Raw genomic sequence first — 19,230 nt, 5'->3', positions numbered from 1 at the left:
TTTGTTGACAAGTTTTTAGGTTTTGCTGGCCCGAGTTGCAACGAACCTTTACGAAGTCTCACGGAACGCTCGGCCGCCGATCGCTCAAAACCATCGTTCAGCTTGGTGACCATTCCCCTAGTCCAACAGGCCCGATCGCTCCAAAATCCATTGACTCCACAGGCTCGATCGCTCCAACACAACCTGACGGCGATCGGCATTTGGCCACAGCACCGGCCAATCGGCTAACCACTGAACAATCTGCCGCTGAATTGCCACCAGCTCGATCGGCACCGGTAAATCGGTCTCGTGGGCTGCCCATTCAATAAACCAACCACTTTCCCGCAGCAAACTAGAAATAAGCTGCCCATGATCAGGGTTTTTACCAAAGGATTTGACCCGCGCCAAATTTGCCGCAATGCCACCTAAACGCACCGCCAAACTATCACGCATATACCGCTCTCGTCGCCTTAGAAAATCATTCATGAATCTCAGCTTATGACTCGGGCTGTTCTAGACCCAGGCGATCGTAAGCATCCGCCAAACTCAAGCGCGATCGATCCGTCTTGCGCTCTTGCAACAGGGCCATCAGTTCTGGATTTTGAGTAATTTGCTGAACCTCCGTGGTCAAATCCTCGGCCGAATTTTGCAGTCGCTCAACGGAGGTCAACACAAATTCGCGACCATCGGACAGCTTCAAAAGCAGAACATCATCTTGAGCTTGGGCAAAGAGATTCAGAAGAAACTGAATAACATGGGTTAGATAAATTACTTTCATCAGTTGTAGAGCTTTTACAGTTTTTACCTAAAACGGTTAGTACGCCGTATTGCAGATGCTATGAAGCAATTATTAGGTGGACAGTGCCCACCCTACAGGCTGTTGTAGAACTTCTTTTAAATAAAGCGTTGATGATGAACTTTTTCACTGGATTAATACCCATTTTGATGGAATCGATCGCCAGTTGCCATTGATTGTTATGAATAACTAGCGATCACTCCATCACGTCACCAGCAAGCAGATTTAAGCGATGTCGGCGAGGGCGGCAATGTTGACCAGGGCGGTGTTGGGGCAGGCACGCTTCAGCAAACCCGTCAGCACCTTGCCCGGCCCCACCTCGATCGCCTCCGTGCAGGCCACCTGGTTCAACATCACCATCGTTTCCCGCCAGCGCACCGAACCGGTCATCTGCTTCGAGAGCCGTTCTTTCAAAGCCGCGCCGCTGGTTTCCGGGGTGGGGTCAGTGTTGGAGAGCACCCCGATCGCCGTGTCCGCAAAATCCGTGGCCGCCAAAATTTCGTTAAATTCCGCCGATGCTTCCGCCATGTAGGGCGAGTGGAACGCGCCGGACACGGCCAAGGGCACAGCCCGCTTGGCTTTGACGCTGCCCAGGATCGCATCCACCGCCTCGGGCGTTCCGGAAATTACCACTTGGGCATCGCTGTTGTCGTTGGCCAGCACCACACCCTCGGTAGCGGCGATCGCCTCGGTTAGGGCCGGACGGTTGAACCCAATCATGGCCGCCATTTTGCCGCCGGAAGCCGCTTGCATCAACTCCGCCCGCCGCTTCACCAACTTCAGACCCGTTTCAAAGCTGAAGGCCCCGGCCGCGTAGAGGGCCACGTATTCCCCCAGACTGTGACCTGCCACCCAATCAGGCATCTGACCGGCGGCTTTCAGCGCATCAACCAAGATCGCCTCGATCGCGTATAGGCAAGGCTGGGTGTATTGGGTTTGGGAGAGTTGCGCCTCGTCACCGTTGCAGACCTCCGCCACCGACCAACCCAAAATTTCATCCGCGATCGCCAACTTCGCTTGGGCGGCCGGCGAGTCGAGCAGGTCGGCAGTCATGCCAACGGCTTGGGAGCCTTGGCCCGGGAACATCCAGAGGGTTTTTGCCATTGTGTTTGCTGTGATTCACATCGGTATAGACAAGGTGCTTATACCAAGCGGCCGGCCCGTTGCGCTAGCGGGGAATTTCCGGCAATCCTCCCCTGACAGCAGCCGGTGGGAAATACGACAACCGGTGGGAAATACGGCAACCGGTGGGAAATCGTGACTCTAGTCATGGGCACTGATGACCGGCGGCAGTCGTCGCCGTGGGAGCGATTTTTTAGAGTGATGGGGTGGCATTTGATCCCGGTTTGGGCAACGTCGATGCAACCTGCAATTCGGTTCAAGCTTCAGCAATGGCGGCTATGGGCTGGGGGCCTCGGTGCTCTGGGCCTTTTGGGCGCGATCGCCCTGGTGATCCCTCACCCAGCACCTGCCCCCAAGGTGGATCTTACCCAGGACACGACCCTGGTTCGGCGGCAAGATTTGGTGGTGCAAGTCCAGGCCAATGGGGTGGTGCAGCCCCTGCGTAAGGTCAACTTGGCCCCCAAGGAGGCCGGCAAGGTGGCGGCCTTGTTTGTGCGCGAGGGCGATCGAGTGCGGCCCGGGCAAGTGGTGGCCCAAATGGACAGCGAGCAACTACAAGCGCAGGTCAAACAATCTCAAGCGGGCCTGGCGCGATCGCAGGCGGAACTGCAACTGAAATTAGCGGGAAATCGCCCTGAAGACATCACCAAGGCCCAAGCTGAGGTGCAACGGCAGCAAGCCCAGTTGCAAGAGGCCGAAGGAAAGTGGCAATTAGCCACCCAAAAACTGCAGCGCCGCCAACTTTTGGCCACCGAAGGCGTACTGAGTCAAGATGCCTTGGATGAGACTTTGACGGAAGCCCGCAACGCCCGCGCCACCGTTGAACAGGCTAAAGCCAGCTTGGCCACCGCCGAGCAGGAATTCCACAAGCAGCGCCAAGGGTTTCGCACCGAGGAAATTGCCCAAGCCCGCGCGCAGGTGGCTGAGGCGCGATCGCAACTGCAAGTCGTGCGAATCCAGCTACAAAACACGCTGATTCGATCGCCCTTTGAAGGAGTCATCACTCGCCGATTTGCCGATGTGGGGGATTTTGTGGCACCCACCACCACCGCATCCAGCAGTGACGGGGCCACCTCCGCCGCCATTGCCGAACTCTTCAGTGGTTTAGAAGTCGAAGCCAAAATTCCCGAAACCACCATCGGCCAAATTCGCCAGGGCCAAGCCGTCGAAATTCGTAGCGACAGCTATCCCGATCGCACGTTTCAGGGGCGGGTCAATCGCATTGCACCCCGGGCTGTGCCGGAGAACAACGTCACCACCTTTCGCATCAAAGTTTCCTTGCAAACGGGACTGGACATCTTAAAAGCCGGCATGAACGTCAAGTTAGGGTTTTTGGGCCAGCCGATTCGGAATGCGTTGGTGGTGCCGCTCGCGGCCCTTGTCACCCAAAAGGATGGCCGCAAGGGCGTATGGCGGGTGGTGCCGAACCAGGAAGCACGCTTCCAAACCGTGGAAATTGGCGCAGAAAGTGGCAGCCAAGCCCAGGTGCGATCGGGTCTGCAAGCGGGCGATCGCGTCCTGCTGAGTCCTCCGATCAACCAAGTAATTCCGGGTGTTGATAATCCCGAAGGAAGCGGCTTCTAATGAACCCTCTAGACACCTTCAACATGGCGATCGGCACCTTGGTCAGCCATCGAATGCGGAGCCTGCTGACCATGCTGGGCATCGTGATTGGTAATGCTTCGGTGGTGGCCACTGCGGGGCTGGGTCGGGGGGCCCAACATTTCACGGCCGCCCAGGTGGAATCCTTGGGTGCGAACTCCCTATACGTTTTTTTGAGTGAGCAACAAAGCAAGGAACTGACCGGTGAAGTGCCGCGCTTGCTGTTGTCCGAAGCTGACTTGATCGCCACCCAAGCGCCCGCTGTCCAATGGGTGTCACCGACGATTTCGAGTTCCTTGGTGATCGGCCATCGCAGTCGCACCGTGACGGCAACGGTGCAGGGAGTCACTCCCGCCTTTCTCAAGGTGCGGAATATTCGCATGGCCCAGGGGATTTTTTGGGACGAGGCCGCCCAACGTCAGGATCGCAAGGTGGCGGTGTTGGGCGGAGAGCTGGCCCGGAAACTGTTCGATCGCACCAACCCGATCGGCCAAGAAATTCAAATTAACAATCAGAGCTTTCAGATCATTGGCATCATCCAAAGAAAAGGTGCATTTCTCGGTGTGAATCCCGATGCCAATGCCTTTATTCCAATCACAACCATGGCCCATCAAGTCGTGGGACGACGAGTCCCCCAAGGCCTGCTGATCGATGAAATTGAGATCACCGCCCGCGACCAAGCCCAGATTCGATCGGCTGCTTTTCAAGTCACGAATCTATTGACGCGCTTACATGGCAAACAGGATTTCTTAGTGGTGGCGAATAAATCCATTCAGGACTTGTTGGGGCAAATTACTAGCGCGTTGGGAACAATGCTCACCTTGATTGCGGGGATTTCCTTGTTGGTGGGCGGCATTGGGATCATGAATATCATGCTGGTTTCCGTTGCCGAGCGCACCCAAGAAATTGGTCTCCGCAAGGCGATCGGCGCTCCACCCCAGGCCATCTTGCAGCAGTTTTTAATTGAAGCCACGATCTTGTCCGTGGCTGGTGGTGTCGTGGGCATTTCCCTGGGCGCGGGCGGCATGGCCCTGATCGGAACCTTGACTCCTTTCAAGCCCACCGTTCCTGTGCCGGTCGTGGTAGTAGTCACGGCTATTTCCGGTGCGATCGGTCTGGTTTTTGGGGTGGTTCCAGCTCGCCAAGCGGCCCAGCTCGACCCGATTACGGCCTTGAAAACGTCCTAGTAGCGCGCCAAGCTTATTTTGATTGGTCAAATCAAATGATTGTTACCGTCACCAGATCGTTAGGCAGCAAGGAGCTTAAGCCCCTTGTTACGACGACTGACTTCGCGACTTTGACCCAATAGACCTCTTGCATCAATCAAGAACCTCATCCAAAATCCCGCTCCCAGATCCCTGATTGACTGAAAAAACACTCAAACACTGGGTTGTTCCGTAGGTTGGGTTGAGCTTTGCGAAACCCAACTCGATCACTGCAAGCCTTGCTGCTGTTGGGTTTCGTACCTCAACCCAACCTACGAAATGATCGTTAATTAGCCTATCTTGATCAGAGGGTGTTAATTCGTGCAAGAAGTCTATTCTCCAGTGGGAATTGCCCGCTGCATTGCAGGATGAAAGCTCTACGCAGCTACTTTGGCTCCTCTTTTTTGAAATTACGGCCCATGATGCGCTATGCAGAATGGATCTTGCTCTTAATGTATGGCTTAGCCTATGGCATTGATTGGTATTTTTATAAATTGCCGACCTTGCCCGATTTATTCAGCAGAGTTTTGGTGTTTATTACAGTCTTTTGGCTGCTGAGTTGTTTTTTCCCCATCAAGCAACCTCATTGGGTACGTTACACCTATATTGGATTGGAAATATCACTGGTGCTAGGAGCGCAATTATTACTAGTCGATTTGCATTTGCTTTTATATTTAATTTTAATCAAAAGTTGTTTTTTGTTTAACCGAAAAGCCATTGTTTATCTCGTGACAGGATCAGGAATTAGTTACTTGCTCTGTGTCTGGTGGACGATTCCTATCATTGAAAAGTTGTTCATTGAAACCGCGCGATCGCAACAGTGGGAGGAGATTTATAAACCACAGGCGATTATTTTGTCGAGTTCGGTGGAATATATCAGCATCAGTGCGTTGGTGATGGTGATTGGTTTTTTGATTATGGCTGAGCGTCGCAGCCGCCAACGATCGGAAGCCCTAGCCCAAGCCATGGAAACCCTAGCGGCGGACTTGGAGCGATCGCGCATTGCTCGCGAAATTCACGACTCCTTGGGCCATGCACTGACTACCCTTCGCCTGCAACTCGAATTAGTGCAAGTGATGCAAGGGCGCGATCGCGATCAAGCGGCCACCGCCCTCAACCATGCCCAAACCCTAGCCAGTCAATGCTTAGAGGCCGTACACCAAGCGGTTCAAACCACCCGTGATCCCTCCTTTCAGCTCGATGGGGCTTTGCAGCGGTTAATCAATCAGATTCACAACACCCAGTCACTGGTCATTACCTCAAGACTGAACCTACCGGCGATCGATATCCAAACGAGCCATCAGGTTTATTGCATCATTCAAGAAGCGTTAACCAACGTCCAAAAACATGCGCGGGCTTCGAGGGTTGATTTGCTGGGCAACTACACAGCATCCACACTCACCTTGGACATTACGGATAATGGCCAAGGCTTTGATCTGGGCGCGGCCACAACTGGCTATGGATTGCGCGGCATGCGGGAACGAGTGCAGCTCCTGGGCGGACAGTTTGCGATCGCTAGCGCACCGGGAAAAGGCACCACCCTACGCATCACAATTCCCCGATCATTAGGATTAACCCCTGAGGATTGAGCCGCTATGATTCGGCTGCTATTGGTTGATGATCAAGATCTCTTTCGGCAGGGCTTGGCCACATTGCTGGCCCTAGAAACGGATCTAGAAATTGTGGGTCAAGCGGACAATGGCCAGAGGGCGATCGCCCTGGCCGAGCAGCAGCAACCCGACATTATTTTGATGGATATTGAAATGCCCATTTGTAATGGAATTCGGGCAACGCAGGAAATTCATCAGCGATTTCCTTGGATTCGAATTTTGGTGCTGACCACGTTCGATCGCGAGGATTATATTTGGCAATCACTCCAGGCAGGGGCCTTGGGCTACATCCTCAAAAACGCCCCCTCCAAACAAGTGGCCGATGCAATTCGCAGCGTCCACCGTGGCTATAGTCAACTGGGCCCCACAATCGCCCCTAAAGTTTTCGCGCATTTAGCCACCCATCCACCGATCGCCCCGACTGATCTAACCCAGCGTTTTAGCGATCGCGAATTGGCGGTGCTCAGGCTGCTGGGCGAGGGCAAAACCAATCAGGAAATCGCCCAGATTTTGTATCTAGCCCACGGCACTGTCAAAAACCACATCAGTCGCATTTTGAGTGAGCTACAGGTAGCCGATCGCACCCAAGCGGCCCTCTGGGCCCAACAGCACTACCGGCGCTAAATGCCTAGCCCCTTAACCCGCCGACTGAGCGGGCCACGATCCACTGCTCTTTGGCCTTTAGCGGGGGATTTCCGGCCAGGGCAGGGGGCGGCTGTCGTTGCTGAGGTCAGAGGACTTGAGGGCCACGGGGCGACCCTTAAAGGCGACGAAGGTGGCTCGATCGCCCGTCCCCGATCGCCGCAATTGCTCGAATTTTTCGACCAGCGGCGAGTGACACTCATAAATCGACGTGAAGCCACAGTGCTGCATCAGGTTAAACAGGGACGGGCGCGTTAACCAAAAGCTGTAGTCGTTGTCCAAAGAAGCCCAAAGAATTTTCAGGCGATCGTCCGTGGAAGCTTCCGGCGCATGCTCCACATAGCGGCAACCCGACAGTTCCAGCCCCGCATAGGTATGTTGGGTTTCGGCGGTGCGGCTGACGTGCGTATCCACGATCGCCAGCTTGGTGCAAACGGAGCCGATTTGCTCCATGAACCGAAACACGTCCGGCGCATCCAGGTGGTAATAAATCCCCAAGCACAGCACCACATCAAACTGGCCGTAGCGCTCCACGGATAGGTTCCGCACGTCGTCGCAGTAAAAGTCGATGTTGGACAGGCCGAGGGTGTCTTTGACGAAGCGGGCTTTGGCCAGGTTGGCTTCGCGTCCTTCAATGCCCACCACCTGTGCGCCCTGCATGGCCAACTCCAGGCCATACATCCCTTCCAAGCAGGCCAGATCAAGAATTCGCAATCCTTCCACAGACCCGCCGCACCAGTCCATGACGATTTGGGTCATGCGGCGCAATTTGGGTTCGGAGGGAGTGGGTTGAGGGGCGATCGTGTAGCACCCGTCAGCAAGGCGCATGTTGTGGTTCGTCCAGTCACCAAATTCCGCAATGACTTTGGCTTTGGCGGCTTCGAGGGCGGCGATCGCGTCGGAGCTGGTTACGGTCATGGACAAGACATAGCAACATCGCCCTCAGAATATCGGCATCGCGGCTAGGGGTTTGGTACGCATGTGCCAACTTGGGCAGTTGCCGGGTTCACGAAACCACAAAATTACGGCTGACAAACCGACTCAAGGTTAGTGGTCAAGGTTTTGAGGATGGCTAATACTCGATCAAGATCGCCCGATCGCGTCACCCAAAATTCATCGGACTCAGCATAGATCCATTGGTCTTGGCAGCGCTGTAGCTTCAAGAATCGATGATGGCCGCCATTGGTTAGTAATCCAAATACCGGGCGATCGGGCGTGGGATTGGCCAACATATAACCCAAGATTTGAGCAAGTCCATTTTCTAAGCTAAAGCTCATTCGTTTGGACTCAATCACCAAAATCCAAAGGCGATCTGGCACCACTAAAGTATCCATCCGGCCCCGATAGACAATTGCCCCTTCATCGGCGTTGACAAGCTCCAAGGCAACGGGTTCTTCAAACCGACTTTGAAACGGTGCATCAAACAAACCGGCCGCTTCGAGCAAGGGCGCAACCAGCATCACTTTGATGCCCTCTTCGATCAGCAAATCGTTTTCGAGGTAGTAGCGATAGCGTTGCCGCAGCCGCTGACAAAGATCGCGATCGGCGGGCTGGAGGGTATTGATCGCCCCTCGCCACTCGGGAAAAAAGGCGGCTTCTTCGGTGTAGGTTAGGCCGAACTGTTCCCGAAGCGATCGCAGGGTGAGTTTTTCAGCGAGGGTTGGGTTAGGAGTCATGGGGCCATTGTCCTAGGCGATCGGGCTGGGGGCGGCGTAGTGCCAGGTGTTTTCCTGTTGGATGGCGAGGCCGAACCATTCGAGGCGATCGAGGTTTTCGCGAATAGTTTGTCTGCGTTTGTCGGTGATTTTGCCTTTGAATTGGGCGGCGATTTGAATGTGACCGTTGCATTCTTCGGCGGCGCGATCGTCCGGGGTCATTGGGGAGTCGGGGCCTAAAACACCTATCGCTTATCTTACCGATCTGAACCGATCGCCTGGGTTGCCAACCGTCACTCGCAACCGATGCCATCAGACTGGCCCTTGAAAACCCGGAAGGGGCCCAGAAACCATGCGTGGTCTAGGCCCCTCCATTGGATGAACGGGAAGTTTGGCAATGCTGAGGAACTTAGCTGGGGTCGGCAGGCGAAGGCGCAGCATTCGACTCACTGGCGGCTTCGCTGGCCGCTTTGGCTTCGGCGGCGGCGGCTTTTTCCAGGGCCCGTTGTTCGCGCTTGCGGCGTTCGGCCTCCAGCATGTCTTCGTAGGTGATCCGAGCCTGGGCGATTTTCTCCAGGTTACCGCGATAGAGTTCCAGATCCTTTTGCAGCTTCTCGATCGGGAGGTTGAGGGTTGTCCCTAGGCGATCGATCCACGCTTTGATCTGCTCGGCATTGCCAGCCAAGTCAGAGGTGGTGGACTCCAGCAGGGTATATAGCCCAATCCCAAACAGGCGGCTGTATTTGAAGGGTTGACCATTGGCGAGCACGTCGGCGGCTTCGCGCAAGGCCCCACCACTACCCTCGGCCCGGTTGAGCGCGGCGGCCAGGTCGTCGGCACTGGCAACTTTTGCCGCTTCCAACAGGCGATCGGCCCGGTGGCGATAGTCATCCACATTGCCGCCCACGGACTGACAGAGGGCGTTGAAGATGGAACCCAAGTCCCGATCGGGTTGGTAGCCTGCCATGAAGCGATCGAACGCCGTCACCACCCCGAGGGCATAGATGGACTCGAAGCGGAAATCGACGCTGACGGAGAGCAGGTGCATTTCCACCATCAATTCCTCAACCACTCGTCGGTAGATCGCGTTGATCGGCCGTTGGTGGAGCGAATAGAAGGTGCGTTTGGTTTCTGAAACGGTGCGGATTTCGTTCACGGGAGGCGCGTTCTATGGCGATCGGCTTGTCTATTTTCGGGCCGGGCCGGGCCTTTGCCAACGGGCAACCCTTTCGCGATCCCCGATGGCCTGTTGTCGTAACGCTGAATTGCTTTTGGATTGATCCTGAACGGGCCTGGAATTTGCCCAAAATCCCTAGAGACGGCCCCTAGAGACGGCCCTTAAAGACGGTAGGTGAGCCAAGCCACCCGATCGGGTGTGGATTGGGTCAGGTCAGGCCGCGCCAGTCGCCAGGTTTGGCCGCGGGCTTGGCGTTGCAAGTAAACCGAAAAGGGCTGCGATCGGTGCTTTTGGGTCTTGGGTTGCGGTTGCCGGGAGGCGGGGGATCGATCGCCCTGTTTTTCTCGAACATGGCTCGAATTTTGGCTCCCCGCTTGGCTCCAATCGTAAGTACCGCTCAGTTGCCAGCCGGGTTTGTCGTTGATGGTCACGGCCTGTTGGGTTTGGATGCGCAGTCGATCGACTCGTAATCCTGGTTCCGCCGCCAAGTCATCCAGGGTGATCACCGGGCGATCGGCCAACATTTGTGGATCAAAGTGGCGACCGGTGGCCAGCGGAGAATCACCCAACTCTTGCAATAGATCGGTCTGGGTTTGCAGCAACTGCAACGCCACCGCCCGTTGCACCACGGCCGTTGGTGGCCCATCCCAGGGCAGCGTCCCGCAACCACCCAAAAGCAAACTCAAGACCAAACTTAAAACCAAACTGAAGCTCAAACTCAGAAATCCCGAGAGCAAGCCCCGTCCCCAAGGCGATCGCTCAGTGGTGGCGATCGGCCATCTTGGTTTGCGGGCCGCCGTTACGCGATCGGCGGTTTTTGTCCGGAATCCGCCGCCACAGAACGATGGGTAATCCATGGGATCAGCAAGCCACACCCCGAGTCAGTTGTGCTACTATCAGTCCCAATTGGCTCCGACGCTTCGCAAGCTTTGTTTGCAATTCTTAATAATTTGCAATTAATTGCGGTTTTGTCCGATGGGCAAAGTACTTGTGCTCAACGCTTCTTATGAGCCGCTCAATATTACCAGTTGGCGGCGGGCAGTCGTTTTATTGCTAAAAGGCAAGGCGGAGCAAGTCGAGCATAACGGCCGAGTGGTTTACCGCAACATTCCGTTGCCCACCGTGATCCGTTTGCGCCATTACATCAAGGTTCCCTACAAAGAGATTCCCTTAACGCGGAAAAACATATTGCACCGAGATAGCCACTCCTGTCAATACTGTGGCTACACGGGCGATGATTTGACGCTGGATCACGTTGTTCCCCGATCGCGCGGGGGCGGTGAACATTGGGAAAATATGGTCACGGCCTGCGTGCGCTGCAACATCCGCAAGGGCAATCGCACCCCCAAGGAAGCCAACATGCCTTTGCGCCAGCCGCCCCGCCGTCCCCACAGCAGTCTCTACTTTGAAGTGACGAAGCATGTGAAGAGCGGCGTACACCAGGAATGGCGCAAGTACGTGATTGGCCTCTAAAGCAGTCTGAGTTGACCCGATCGGTCAATGGCTGGAGACTGAACAGCTCGATCGGGGCCATTGGTGCTGGGTGAGGTCGGTTCGCCATCGTGAGCATCGGTGGCCAGCTCGGCGGTGGATGTTGCTGCTGGGTTTTGGCCCGGGCTGGATTCTGGATCTGGGAAATCTGGATTGGCAGTCTGGGCCGTGGCTGGCTCCGGCAGATTCACCACAATGGCCGGACTGGCATAGCCCAAGAGATCTCGGGCGGCCTCGATCATGTCGTCGGCCAGGTTTTTTAAGTCTGATCGCTCTCCCAAATAGGCCTCTAGGGCCAACAGCGGGTCCAGGGTGGTGGCATCCAAATTGGGCAGGCGAGGGCGTGCCAGTTGGCTAATCAACTCCGCTTGCAGGCTGTAGGTGTGGGCGGCAGCTAGTCGATCGCGCACGGCCGCCAACTCGATTTGGTGAAGCTGTTCTGCCCGCACGCGATAGACCAACCGGACGACAGCCCCTTCAATGGCCGCCGGGTCGATCGCCCCGAGCAGTTCCGCCAACGGATTGTCACAGTCAGCCAAATCCACCCGCAATGTCCGAAACGGTCGGGCCGGTAGGGGACAAAATTCCCATTGTGTTTGGCGTTGTCCCCGCTCTCCTGGCTCGATCGTTACTAATACATAGCCCTTTTCTTCATTTTCCTCGCTGAAATCCACCCGCTCAATGCTGCCGGGATAGACCACCGGGGGTTGATTGTTGGGGTTCAGGTTTTGGTGTTTGTGGACATGGCCCAGGGCCACATAGTCAAACTCGGGGCGCGTGATGGTGCTGAGGGGAATCGAAAAGCCTTTGCCCACGCCCAACATTCGCTCGGCTCCCAATTGTGCCCGATCGCTCATCAGGTGGGCCAACAAAATGGCGGGTTGGTCGGGATCGAGCTTCCGAATTTCACCTTCCAGGGCCGCCTGGAGCCGATCGAGCAGCAACGCCCCCACTTCCGCCAACGACAGGCCCTCCGTTTGCCGCTTGGTGAGCAGGGTTGATCGGGTTAACCAAGGCAAAGTCAGCACCTGCGCTGGCCCCTGGCTGGTTTCCAGTCGATGCAGCACCAGCGTGTCTCCCACCACAAAGCCCGGAACCCCCAGCGTGCGGTAAATGCAAAGGCTGGCTCCTCCGCGGCCTTGGGCATGTTGATCATGGTTTCCCACCAACAGCACCGTCGGAATTTGCGCATCAGCCAGCCGCCGAAACTGTTGTGCAAAGGCTTCTTGCACCATGGGCAGCGGCGTAGCATCGGGAAAGGCATCGCCCCCAAACAACACCAGATCCACCGGTTCCGAAATTGCCCGATCGATGCAACGCTCCAGGGCCGCCGTAAAGTCCAGCAGCCGAGTGTTTAAACCCGTTTGCGGATCAATGCGCCCATGGCTGAACCCGCTGCCCATGTGAATGTCCGACAGGTGCAGAATTTTGACCATGGTTCGTTGCTCCGTTGTTGAACAATCGCGGAAAGGAATTCTGCGGGCAAAATTTAGAAAATCCTGAAAATCCAGAGGCAGTGCTTAGAGCCGGGCCCGGATGGGGAAGGAATAATCGCCGCCCGCTTCTAGTTGGTAGTCGTGGGTTTCCAGAAATCGGGCCAGTGGTTCCCGAATCAGGGCCCGCCCCATGGACGGCTGAACCCGCAACCCGCCTTGGCGAAAGTGCCAAACAAATTCCCAGGTGAATTCCCCGGCGCTGACTTCGCCTTCTAGTTTGCCCTCATTCCAGGACTGGCGGGTAATGCGCACAAGGGCGATCGTTTGGGGCAACGGATTTTCTCGACGACTCACGGCACAGGCCGACAGTGCGGAATTAGTAGATGAACCGTGGACAGGCGGGCAGGATCAACAGGGTCAACAGAACCCACAGGATGAGGCTAGACCGCTGGATACTCGGCTAGGAAACCGGTTGCGGATCCTGCGGGGCCCGATCGGGCGTTTCCGGTGTTGCGGGCGCGGGGGCCGGTTTGGGCTGGGGTGGAGCCACATCGCGATTGTTATACAAGCTGGCGGCTTTGGCCACGCCATCTCGGAGCGATCGCTCGATCGTCTCCACGCTCAACCGCAACAGGGCTTGCACCGTGGGTTGTTCATCGGGCGCAAACTTGCCCAACACATGGGACACCGTTTCGCCGCTGACCACCCGGGGCCGCCCAATGCCCAACCGCAAACGCGGAAAATCCTGAGTTCCCAGATGGGCGATCGTGGATTTCATGCCATTGTGACCGCCGGCCGAGCCGGTTTCCCGCAGCCGCAACCGTCCCAAGGGCAGATCCATATCGTCGTAGATCGTGAGGACTGATTCCGGTGGCAGCTTATACCAATCGATCGCGGCGCGGATGGCCTGGCCCGATCGGTTCATATAGGTTAGGGGTTTCAGCAAATAAATCTTGCCAAAGGGCGATCGCCCCTCTCCCGCAAGGGCATTGAACCGGCGATTTTCGCTCAGGGAAATGCCCCACACCTTCGCCAGCTCATCAAGAACTTCAAAGCCAATGTTGTGGCGGGTGCGATCGTACTTGGGTTCTGGGTTGCCCAGCCCCACAATCAGCTTCGGAATTAGGGGTTCTGATGACGATGCGGATTGGCCTTTGGGCATGGCTTTGGAATCGACTTAAGCGCAGACGACTTCAAGGGTTAATCAACAGAACTCCAACCGGAAACACTTCAACCGGAAGCAATCCAGGCGGAAACACTCCGGCCGGAAGCAATCGAACCGGAAGCACTTAAACCGGATCGACCGAATCCACCGCATTGGTTTTGGTGACTGGGGCCGGCTCCGCTTCGGCGGGGGTGACTGGGGTGGCCGGCTCCGAACTGGTCAGGGCAGGTTGCGCAGGCGGCTCGATCGTGGCGGTCATGCTGGTGGAAGCGGGGGATTCGGCCCGATCCATTTCTCGCTTCAGTTCCGATTCAAATTCCCGCGAGGCTTCCTGGAAGGATTTCAGAGTCTTGCCCAGGCTGCGGCCAATTTCCGGCAACTTTTTCGGGCCAAAGACCAACAAAGCGACAACGCCAATCAAAAACAACTCTGCTGGGCCAATGCCAAAAATGTTCATGGGGCGATCCTTGCAATGGAAATGACCGGGGCGATCGCAAGCAAACGATCAAGCAACAACGCTGAAACAGAACCAATCAAACAGACCCAATCCACAAGCAGGAGCTAGCGAACGAGAACGAATAGCTGACTAGCCACTGGTCAACACCAATCATCGAACAGTAATTTGCAAATTTGCACGTTCAGATTATTCCATTCCAAGGCCCCGTCGCGTAGGCATCGGGTCGGTCTGACTCAGGAACAAGCCAAGATTGGGGCCCGTGGGATGGGAAATGTTGCCCATAAAAAAGCCCGGATACACCGGGGCTGTGGGACTGGGCGATCGACCAGTTGATGACTTAACTCTCAAAGATTTGTAGAATCCAACGCTCAGAACTCAGCAATTCTCTAGCCGTTAGCTCTTCAAACCAGTCGATCGGGCGGGCCACTCTTGGGGTGGAAATCTGCAATCTGTTGATGCAGACTCATCACCCCAATCAATTCACCCAAATCTATTGACCCAGCGACTTCCAATCGACATTAACGCCTTCAATCAAGATCGAGGTGTTGTACACCTGCAAGATGATCAGCAGGAACACAAAAAACAACCCCATGAAAACAGCCATCAGCGGGGTCGTCCCCCAGCCGGGAGCCACCTTACCGTATTCCGCATTTAACGGGCGCAAAATGTCGCCCAGGCGAGTCCGTTGAGCCATCTTATCCCTACCGTAGTGTTTCGCAACAATGGAGTCTTGCAGCCGTTGAAGCAACTGGGCGTTGCCGTTGATGTTGCTTTTTATTAAATAGTGCAGCAATTGCCGCACGAATGCAGCACGCCGCCAATGCTATTTGATTGGGTATTCTATCAAACGGCTGTGCCTGCTGTTTGGGGAGTTCCGTGGGGACGGGCTAGCGGTGGCCCGAGAACTAGGGCTAGCGGGCAGTGGGCGATCGGGTGGACTCCCTGAGAAGTTTGCGATTTTACTTAACTAATTGTTACAATTTGTGGAAAATGGGCCAGTGGCCCCGCCATCGAGACCCTTAAACCATGCTGGAAGACAACTCTGCTTTAACATTGGGAATTGCCCTCGGCACAATTCTGGTTGCCATCACGGGTTACTCGATTTATGTGGCTTTTGGCCCGCCATCTGAGAATCTGTCGGATCCCTTTGAAGATCACGAAGACTAGGCCCAGAGGATTGAGCCAGAGGATTGGGTTTGTTCGTCTCATTTCTCTGACGATCGCCCCAATTCACTCGCCACGGCTCCCATGTCTTCAGCGGGCCTGGATGGGCTGATCGGGCCGGTGGCGATTGGCAATCCATCGGGAATTTTTGGTTGGCTTGTGGGCAATGGGGCGCGGCAACTGCTCGATCGAGAGTTGACTCAGCAAATACAGCGGCAACTCTGGCTGAGAAACGGAATTGGCCCATTGGGGGGTGAGATGGTTCGCCATGGTGTGATCGTTCCCCAAATATCGCTTCAAAAACGCCGTGATGAAGGCTTTCGTGTAATCACGAGCCAAGTCCGGCCGGGGCCCCACCAAGCTAGCCGGGAGCTGCACGGTTTCATCGCCCGTGGCCCCCAGCGTTGAAAAGTGCGTGCCGCCTCGCAGCACCAAAAGATACTTATCTGCGATCGACATTTGGGCAAAGGGGCGCAACTGTTCCGACAAGGGCAGGGCGATCGGGTCGTTACTAGCCGATAAAATCGCTGTGGGCACTTGCAGTTGGGCAATCCCTTCGCGCCCAAACAGGCTGGAAGTAATTGGGCTAATGGCCACCACGGCCTTCACCCTGGCATCTTGCAGGGATAGATAGTCCGTGTCAGGCGTGGGGCGCACCACCAAAGCCCGACATTGCAACAGCAGCGACGTATTCCAAAACAAGTCGTCGGAGGCGCAGTCGGTTTTCAGCCGTTTGAAATTCAGCGGGGCCCCGGCGCTGGCCAGGGCGGTGTATCCGCCAAAGGACTGCCCCACTACGGCCGTGCGATCAAGGTCAATGACCCCGGTGAATCCCCCAGGGGCTTGGGGATTGGCTTGCAGTTCGTTGAGAATATCGCGTACATCGGCCGGCCGCGAAATGAACTCCCTGGGGTCGGCGGCTTCGCTGGCCTCGCCGTTAATCAGGGCTTGGATGTAGCGGCTGTCGCTGCCGGGGTGCTCCAGCAGGATGGCAATAAAACCATGGGAGGCCAAGTGTTCGCCCAGGTAACCATAGGTACGCCGATCGGATCCGAGACCGTGGGAAATGACCACCACGGGGCGATCGCCCGTCGCGGCCAAGGGCCAGTAAAGATCGGCCGCAAAGGGACGACGATCACGCGGCTGAATCACACGATTGGTTTTGGCGGTCGCATAGGGGCCCGATTGTCGCAACTCAAAGGGGGGCGGCGTAATGGGAGAGCCAGCTTGGGCCGCAAAGGCCGTTTCCACGGCGGCGGTGGCTTGGTCTTGGTGAATGGTGGTTTCCTCAATCTGTCGCCACAGGCTCAGGGCTTGGGCCAAGTCCACTCGCATACTGGGAGTGGGATAGTAGCGCAGCAAATTTAGGGGGGTTAGCCCTTCCGAGTCGGCGGCGGAACGGACGATCGCGGCACGCAGGGCCGGCACGCTTTGTAAATTGCGCCCGGTGCGGATCACTTGGGCCAAGCGCCGCAGGATAGTTTCCCCTTGGGGCGAATTGAAAAATTGCGACACGGCCAGCAAATTGATATCCAGGCGATCGGTCAGGGCCGATCGCACCTGAGCCAATTGATCGGGAGTCAGAAACCGGGTATAGAACTCCAGCTCATCGGAAATTTCGCCGGTCGCCACAAAGTCTTCCAGGGACTTCATTTCGATCGACAGGCCCAAGGCCCCAAAGGTCAGCTCAATCCGCTCAGCGGCCTGGGCCAAGGTGGGCGTGAAGCCACCGGCCAGCAGACTGGCCCCCAAGGCCACCAGCGATCGCCCCAACCGCCCTCGCAGTCCGAAACCGGAAGGACTGACCCGATTTAGCTGGGTTGCCGCCGTTGTCATCGATCGCACCATCACCCTCTTACCTCCAAATCTTGCCCAGAATTACTTGCCCAACGTTACTACCCCAGAACTACTTGTCCAGCCCGAGAATTACTCGCCCAACGTGACTACCCCAGAACATCTAATGAACCCCCTTTATGCCTCAAGAGAATGTTTGCAGGGTATCTTTTGGCACGAATCAAGGATCAACAATCCAAGCATCCATAATCGTGAAATAAGGAATCGTGGAATATCGTGGAATAAGGAGCTTAAGCATCTTGTTTGCCTCGATCGATGAGACCTGCAAGGTAGGAATTTTGGCTTTGGAAACAGCCTCCTAGGGTTGTCGAGGGCGATCGCGCCGGAAACCCCGATGAGTTGGCTTCGATCGAGCAGAAGTGCCCTTCCCGATCGCTCGGTTATAAAGGGCTTCATTCTCCGCCGCCGACTCAAACAAATCCACGATCGCCCCTGGATAATCACGGCCAATTTGTACACCGAACCGCTCCTGTTCCACGGGCAACAAAGTCCAGGGATGATGCACCTTGCTGGCAGGCAATTGGCGCAATTCCGGTAGCCAATGCTTAACGTATTCTCCTTGCGGATCGTAATCCTTAGCTTGCTTCAAAATATTGAAAAAGCGAAACCCTCTTGCATCATTCCCCACCCCAGCTGTGTAGTTCCAATTACCCCAATTGCTGCACACATCATAATCAATCAACCAAGATTCAAACCACTCGGCCCCCATTCGCCAATCAATTCCCAAATTCTTGGTTAAAAAGCTCGCCACATTTTGACGACCCCGATTCGACATGAACCCTGTGGCGCGGAGTTCTCGCATGTTGGCATCCACCAAGGGATAGCCCGTTTGCCCATTACACCAAGCGGCAAAGGCCGCCGCATCCCGTCGCCAAGGAATTGCAATTCCCTGCAAACCTGCTGCTCGAAAAACCCGATGGCGATGTTTAGCCACCATCCAGCGGAAATAGTCGCGCCACAGCAATTCAAAAATGAGCCAATAGGTGGATTCATTACGAATCACTTTCTGTTCATAGGCTTGCACTTCGGCCCAAATTTTCCGAGGCGAAAGACAGCCCAGCGCCAACCAAGGCGAAAATTTCGATGCATCATTGGGCTGCAACATGCCGTTGCGCGTTTGCTTATAAACCCGCAAGTGATCGCCATTCCAAATGTATGCCTGAAGCCGCTGGAAACCCGCCTGTTCACCGCCCGTAAACGAAATCAGCGCCAAGGGGCTGGGTTCCGGTTCCGCCAACCCCCAATCGGCCAGACGGGGCAGCTCACCGGGGTTCAGACCCGGCGGCACCGGTGGCAGGCGATCGGGCGGGGGCAAGGGGGGATCAATGGTCGATCGCGCTTCAACGGTTTTCCGAAATTCCGTAAACAGCTCTGGAATTTGACCAATTTCAAAGGGCAAATTATCCGGGTGATAGAGTGTGTGGCCCCAATAAACCTTGCTTTGAATGTTTCCCTGAACCGGTCTGGGCGCTTCTGGAGCTTTCAGGGCTGCTTCCAGGGCCAATTCAACCGCTTGTTCTTCGGTTCCCACCTCTTCGTGATAATAAATAGCCTGTGCTCCATGTTCTGCTGCCAAGGCCGGCAACACCACTTCTGGTAGCCCCGATCGCACAATTAAATCACTGCCCTTTGCTCTCAAGGCAGCTCGCAGATCTGCAACGGATTCCAGCAAAAATTGAGCGCGGAAGGGGCCCGTTTTGGGAAAACCAAAGGCAGTTTCCGCAAACTGTCGCGGGTCAAAGCAATAGACCGGAATCAACGCCTGATGATTTTCGGCAGCAGCCAAGAGCGGTTCATGATCATGGAGACGTAAATCAGTGCGAAACCAAACGATCGCGCAGCTAGCAGATGGAGAAGCAGCAGCCATTGAATCAC

At 55.7% G+C, this 19,230-nt stretch carries 22 protein-coding genes; 7 read left to right on the top strand and 15 right to left on the bottom strand.

Translation table 11 applies throughout. The features are described 5' to 3' along the window. Positions 1 to 117 precede the first annotated feature (117 nt). The 3 genes from VPK24_RS01665 to fabD form a co-directional block, all read right to left on the bottom strand. Positions 118 to 465: a hypothetical protein gene (locus VPK24_RS01665; RefSeq protein WP_393010116.1), complete on the bottom strand. Its 348-nt coding sequence runs from the start codon at positions 463 to 465 to the stop codon at positions 118 to 120. A 10-nt stretch (positions 466 to 475) separates the two neighbouring features. Further along, positions 476 to 757 carry a hypothetical protein gene (locus VPK24_RS01660; protein ID WP_393010114.1) on the bottom strand — a complete coding sequence of 94 codons (282 nt, stop codon included), beginning with the start codon at positions 755 to 757 and terminating at the stop codon, positions 476 to 478. 243 nt (positions 758 to 1,000) lie between these two features. Beyond that, entirely contained in the window at positions 1,001 to 1,879 is an 879-nt protein-coding gene (gene fabD / locus VPK24_RS01655; protein WP_393010112.1) for an ACP S-malonyltransferase, read from the bottom strand. Between the two features lie 255 nt (positions 1,880 to 2,134). On the opposite strand from fabD, the gene VPK24_RS01650 reads away from it, so the two are divergent. The 4 genes from VPK24_RS01650 (at position 2,135) to VPK24_RS01635 (ending at position 6,938) form a co-directional block, all read left to right on the top strand. Next, on the top strand, positions 2,135 to 3,481 hold the full coding sequence (locus tag VPK24_RS01650) for an efflux RND transporter periplasmic adaptor subunit (protein WP_393010110.1): 1,347 nt from the start codon (positions 2,135 to 2,137) through the stop codon (positions 3,479 to 3,481). Next, positions 3,481 to 4,686: an ABC transporter permease gene (locus VPK24_RS01645; protein WP_393010108.1), complete on the top strand. Its 1,206-nt coding sequence runs from the start codon at positions 3,481 to 3,483 to the stop codon at positions 4,684 to 4,686. The genes VPK24_RS01650 and VPK24_RS01645 overlap by 1 nt, the downstream gene beginning before the upstream one ends. Positions 4,687 to 5,072: 386 nt before the next feature. Continuing rightward, positions 5,073 to 6,293 (top strand): sensor histidine kinase, encoded by a 1,221-nt coding sequence (locus VPK24_RS01640; protein WP_393010106.1) that lies wholly within the window; start codon positions 5,073 to 5,075, stop codon positions 6,291 to 6,293. A 6-nt stretch (positions 6,294 to 6,299) separates the two neighbouring features. Continuing rightward, positions 6,300 to 6,938 (top strand): response regulator, encoded by a 639-nt coding sequence (locus tag VPK24_RS01635; protein ID WP_393010104.1) that lies wholly within the window; start codon positions 6,300 to 6,302, stop codon positions 6,936 to 6,938. A gap of 57 nt (positions 6,939 to 6,995) precedes the next feature. Here VPK24_RS01635 and VPK24_RS01630 read toward each other — a convergent pair whose 3' ends face one another. From VPK24_RS01630 to psb29, 4 genes are all read right to left on the bottom strand, one after another. Then, the gene (locus tag VPK24_RS01630; RefSeq protein WP_393010102.1) at positions 6,996 to 7,874 is read right to left on the bottom strand and encodes a class I SAM-dependent methyltransferase; all 879 of its coding nucleotides are present in this window, start codon (positions 7,872 to 7,874) and stop codon (positions 6,996 to 6,998) included. A 104-nt stretch (positions 7,875 to 7,978) separates the two neighbouring features. Then, positions 7,979 to 8,632 (bottom strand): type I restriction endonuclease subunit R, encoded by a 654-nt coding sequence (locus VPK24_RS01625; RefSeq protein ID WP_393010100.1) that lies wholly within the window; start codon positions 8,630 to 8,632, stop codon positions 7,979 to 7,981. A gap of 12 nt (positions 8,633 to 8,644) precedes the next feature. Next, on the bottom strand, positions 8,645 to 8,833 hold the full coding sequence (locus tag VPK24_RS01620) for a hypothetical protein (RefSeq protein ID WP_099531633.1): 189 nt from the start codon (positions 8,831 to 8,833) through the stop codon (positions 8,645 to 8,647). Positions 8,834 to 9,020: 187 nt separating this feature from the next. Next, on the bottom strand, positions 9,021 to 9,767 hold the full coding sequence (gene psb29 / locus VPK24_RS01615; RefSeq protein ID WP_393010098.1) for a photosystem II biogenesis protein Psp29: 747 nt from the start codon (positions 9,765 to 9,767) through the stop codon (positions 9,021 to 9,023). On the opposite strand from psb29, the gene VPK24_RS01610 reads away from it, so the two are divergent. After that, positions 9,751 to 9,891, top strand: a complete 141-nt coding sequence (locus VPK24_RS01610; protein ID WP_158234311.1) for a hypothetical protein — start codon at positions 9,751 to 9,753, stop codon at positions 9,889 to 9,891. The genes psb29 and VPK24_RS01610 overlap by 17 nt on opposite strands. Positions 9,892 to 9,949: 58 nt before the next feature. Here VPK24_RS01610 and VPK24_RS01605 read toward each other — a convergent pair whose 3' ends face one another. Further along, positions 9,950 to 10,645, bottom strand: a complete 696-nt coding sequence (locus tag VPK24_RS01605; protein WP_393010096.1) for a hypothetical protein — start codon at positions 10,643 to 10,645, stop codon at positions 9,950 to 9,952. Positions 10,646 to 10,763: 118 nt separating this feature from the next. Between VPK24_RS01605 and VPK24_RS01600 the strand changes: the two genes are divergently transcribed. After that, positions 10,764 to 11,261 carry an HNH endonuclease gene (locus tag VPK24_RS01600; protein ID WP_099531636.1) on the top strand — a complete coding sequence of 166 codons (498 nt, stop codon included), beginning with the start codon at positions 10,764 to 10,766 and terminating at the stop codon, positions 11,259 to 11,261. Here the strand turns inward: VPK24_RS01600 and sbcD are convergent. The 5 genes from sbcD to psbH form a co-directional block, all read right to left on the bottom strand. Further along, positions 11,258 to 12,715, bottom strand: a complete 1,458-nt coding sequence (gene sbcD / locus VPK24_RS01595; protein WP_393010094.1) for an exonuclease subunit SbcD — start codon at positions 12,713 to 12,715, stop codon at positions 11,258 to 11,260. The two genes, VPK24_RS01600 and sbcD, sit on opposite strands and share 4 nt — an antisense overlap. 84 nt (positions 12,716 to 12,799) lie before the next feature. Continuing rightward, complete coding sequence (locus tag VPK24_RS01590; protein WP_099531638.1) at positions 12,800 to 13,069, bottom strand: DUF3146 family protein; 270 nt, start codon at positions 13,067 to 13,069, stop codon at positions 12,800 to 12,802. Between the two features lie 106 nt (positions 13,070 to 13,175). Then, positions 13,176 to 13,877: an aminoacyl-tRNA hydrolase gene (pth, locus tag VPK24_RS01585; RefSeq protein WP_393010092.1), complete on the bottom strand. Its 702-nt coding sequence runs from the start codon at positions 13,875 to 13,877 to the stop codon at positions 13,176 to 13,178. Between the two features lie 127 nt (positions 13,878 to 14,004). Further along, the gene (locus tag VPK24_RS01580; RefSeq protein ID WP_393010090.1) at positions 14,005 to 14,337 is read right to left on the bottom strand and encodes a TatA/E family twin arginine-targeting protein translocase; all 333 of its coding nucleotides are present in this window, start codon (positions 14,335 to 14,337) and stop codon (positions 14,005 to 14,007) included. A 490-nt stretch (positions 14,338 to 14,827) separates the two neighbouring features. Next, positions 14,828 to 15,031, bottom strand: a complete 204-nt coding sequence (psbH, locus tag VPK24_RS01575) for a photosystem II reaction center phosphoprotein PsbH (RefSeq protein ID WP_099531676.1) — start codon at positions 15,029 to 15,031, stop codon at positions 14,828 to 14,830. Positions 15,032 to 15,363: 332 nt separating this feature from the next. On the opposite strand from psbH, the gene psbN reads away from it, so the two are divergent. After that, complete coding sequence (psbN, locus tag VPK24_RS01570; RefSeq protein ID WP_099531641.1) at positions 15,364 to 15,504, top strand: photosystem II reaction center protein PsbN; 141 nt, start codon at positions 15,364 to 15,366, stop codon at positions 15,502 to 15,504. An 87-nt stretch (positions 15,505 to 15,591) separates the two neighbouring features. Here psbN and VPK24_RS01565 read toward each other — a convergent pair whose 3' ends face one another. Together VPK24_RS01565 and VPK24_RS01560 are read right to left on the bottom strand one after the other, a co-directional pair. Continuing rightward, positions 15,592 to 17,349, bottom strand: a complete 1,758-nt coding sequence (locus VPK24_RS01565; protein ID WP_393010088.1) for an alpha/beta hydrolase — start codon at positions 17,347 to 17,349, stop codon at positions 15,592 to 15,594. 304 nt (positions 17,350 to 17,653) lie between these two features. Beyond that, positions 17,654 to 19,222: a DASH family cryptochrome gene (locus tag VPK24_RS01560; protein WP_393010086.1), complete on the bottom strand. Its 1,569-nt coding sequence runs from the start codon at positions 19,220 to 19,222 to the stop codon at positions 17,654 to 17,656. Positions 19,223 to 19,230: the final 8 nt, after the last annotated feature.

Source organism: Limnothrix redekei LRLZ20PSL1 (assembly GCF_043235035.1).
In the GTDB taxonomy this organism is placed as follows: domain Bacteria; phylum Cyanobacteriota; class Cyanobacteriia; order CACIAM-69d; family CACIAM-69d; genus CACIAM-69d.
This window is presented reverse-complemented; position numbering and strand designations above follow the sequence as displayed.

Excerpts from the sequence above, each read along its gene's own strand:
- VPK24_RS01665 (WP_393010116.1), bottom strand. The coding sequence starts at position 465 with ATGAATGATTTTCTAAGGCGACGAGAGCGGTATATGCGTGATAGTTTG.
- VPK24_RS01660 (WP_393010114.1), bottom strand. The coding sequence starts at position 757 with ATGAAAGTAATTTATCTAACCCATGTTATTCAGTTTCTTCTGAATCTC.
- fabD (WP_393010112.1), bottom strand. The coding sequence starts at position 1,879 with ATGGCAAAAACCCTCTGGATGTTCCCGGGCCAAGGCTCCCAAGCCGTT.
- VPK24_RS01650 (WP_393010110.1), top strand. The coding sequence starts at position 2,135 with ATGCAACCTGCAATTCGGTTCAAGCTTCAGCAATGGCGGCTATGGGCT.
- VPK24_RS01645 (WP_393010108.1), top strand. The coding sequence starts at position 3,481 with ATGAACCCTCTAGACACCTTCAACATGGCGATCGGCACCTTGGTCAGC.
- VPK24_RS01640 (WP_393010106.1), top strand. The coding sequence starts at position 5,073 with ATGAAAGCTCTACGCAGCTACTTTGGCTCCTCTTTTTTGAAATTACGG.
- VPK24_RS01635 (WP_393010104.1), top strand. The coding sequence starts at position 6,300 with ATGATTCGGCTGCTATTGGTTGATGATCAAGATCTCTTTCGGCAGGGC.
- VPK24_RS01630 (WP_393010102.1), bottom strand. The coding sequence starts at position 7,874 with ATGACCGTAACCAGCTCCGACGCGATCGCCGCCCTCGAAGCCGCCAAA.
- VPK24_RS01625 (WP_393010100.1), bottom strand. The coding sequence starts at position 8,632 with ATGACTCCTAACCCAACCCTCGCTGAAAAACTCACCCTGCGATCGCTT.
- VPK24_RS01620 (WP_099531633.1), bottom strand. The coding sequence starts at position 8,833 with ATGACCCCGGACGATCGCGCCGCCGAAGAATGCAACGGTCACATTCAA.
- VPK24_RS01605 (WP_393010096.1), bottom strand. The coding sequence starts at position 10,645 with ATGGATTACCCATCGTTCTGTGGCGGCGGATTCCGGACAAAAACCGCC.
- VPK24_RS01600 (WP_099531636.1), top strand. The coding sequence starts at position 10,764 with ATGGGCAAAGTACTTGTGCTCAACGCTTCTTATGAGCCGCTCAATATT.
- sbcD (WP_393010094.1), bottom strand. The coding sequence starts at position 12,715 with ATGGTCAAAATTCTGCACCTGTCGGACATTCACATGGGCAGCGGGTTC.
- pth (WP_393010092.1), bottom strand. The coding sequence starts at position 13,877 with ATGCCCAAAGGCCAATCCGCATCGTCATCAGAACCCCTAATTCCGAAG.
- VPK24_RS01580 (WP_393010090.1), bottom strand. The coding sequence starts at position 14,337 with ATGAACATTTTTGGCATTGGCCCAGCAGAGTTGTTTTTGATTGGCGTT.
- psbH (WP_099531676.1), bottom strand. The coding sequence starts at position 15,031 with ATGGCTCAACGGACTCGCCTGGGCGACATTTTGCGCCCGTTAAATGCG.
- psbN (WP_099531641.1), top strand. The coding sequence starts at position 15,364 with ATGCTGGAAGACAACTCTGCTTTAACATTGGGAATTGCCCTCGGCACA.
- VPK24_RS01565 (WP_393010088.1), bottom strand. The coding sequence starts at position 17,349 with ATGGTGCGATCGATGACAACGGCGGCAACCCAGCTAAATCGGGTCAGT.
- VPK24_RS01560 (WP_393010086.1), bottom strand. The coding sequence starts at position 19,222 with ATGGCTGCTGCTTCTCCATCTGCTAGCTGCGCGATCGTTTGGTTTCGC.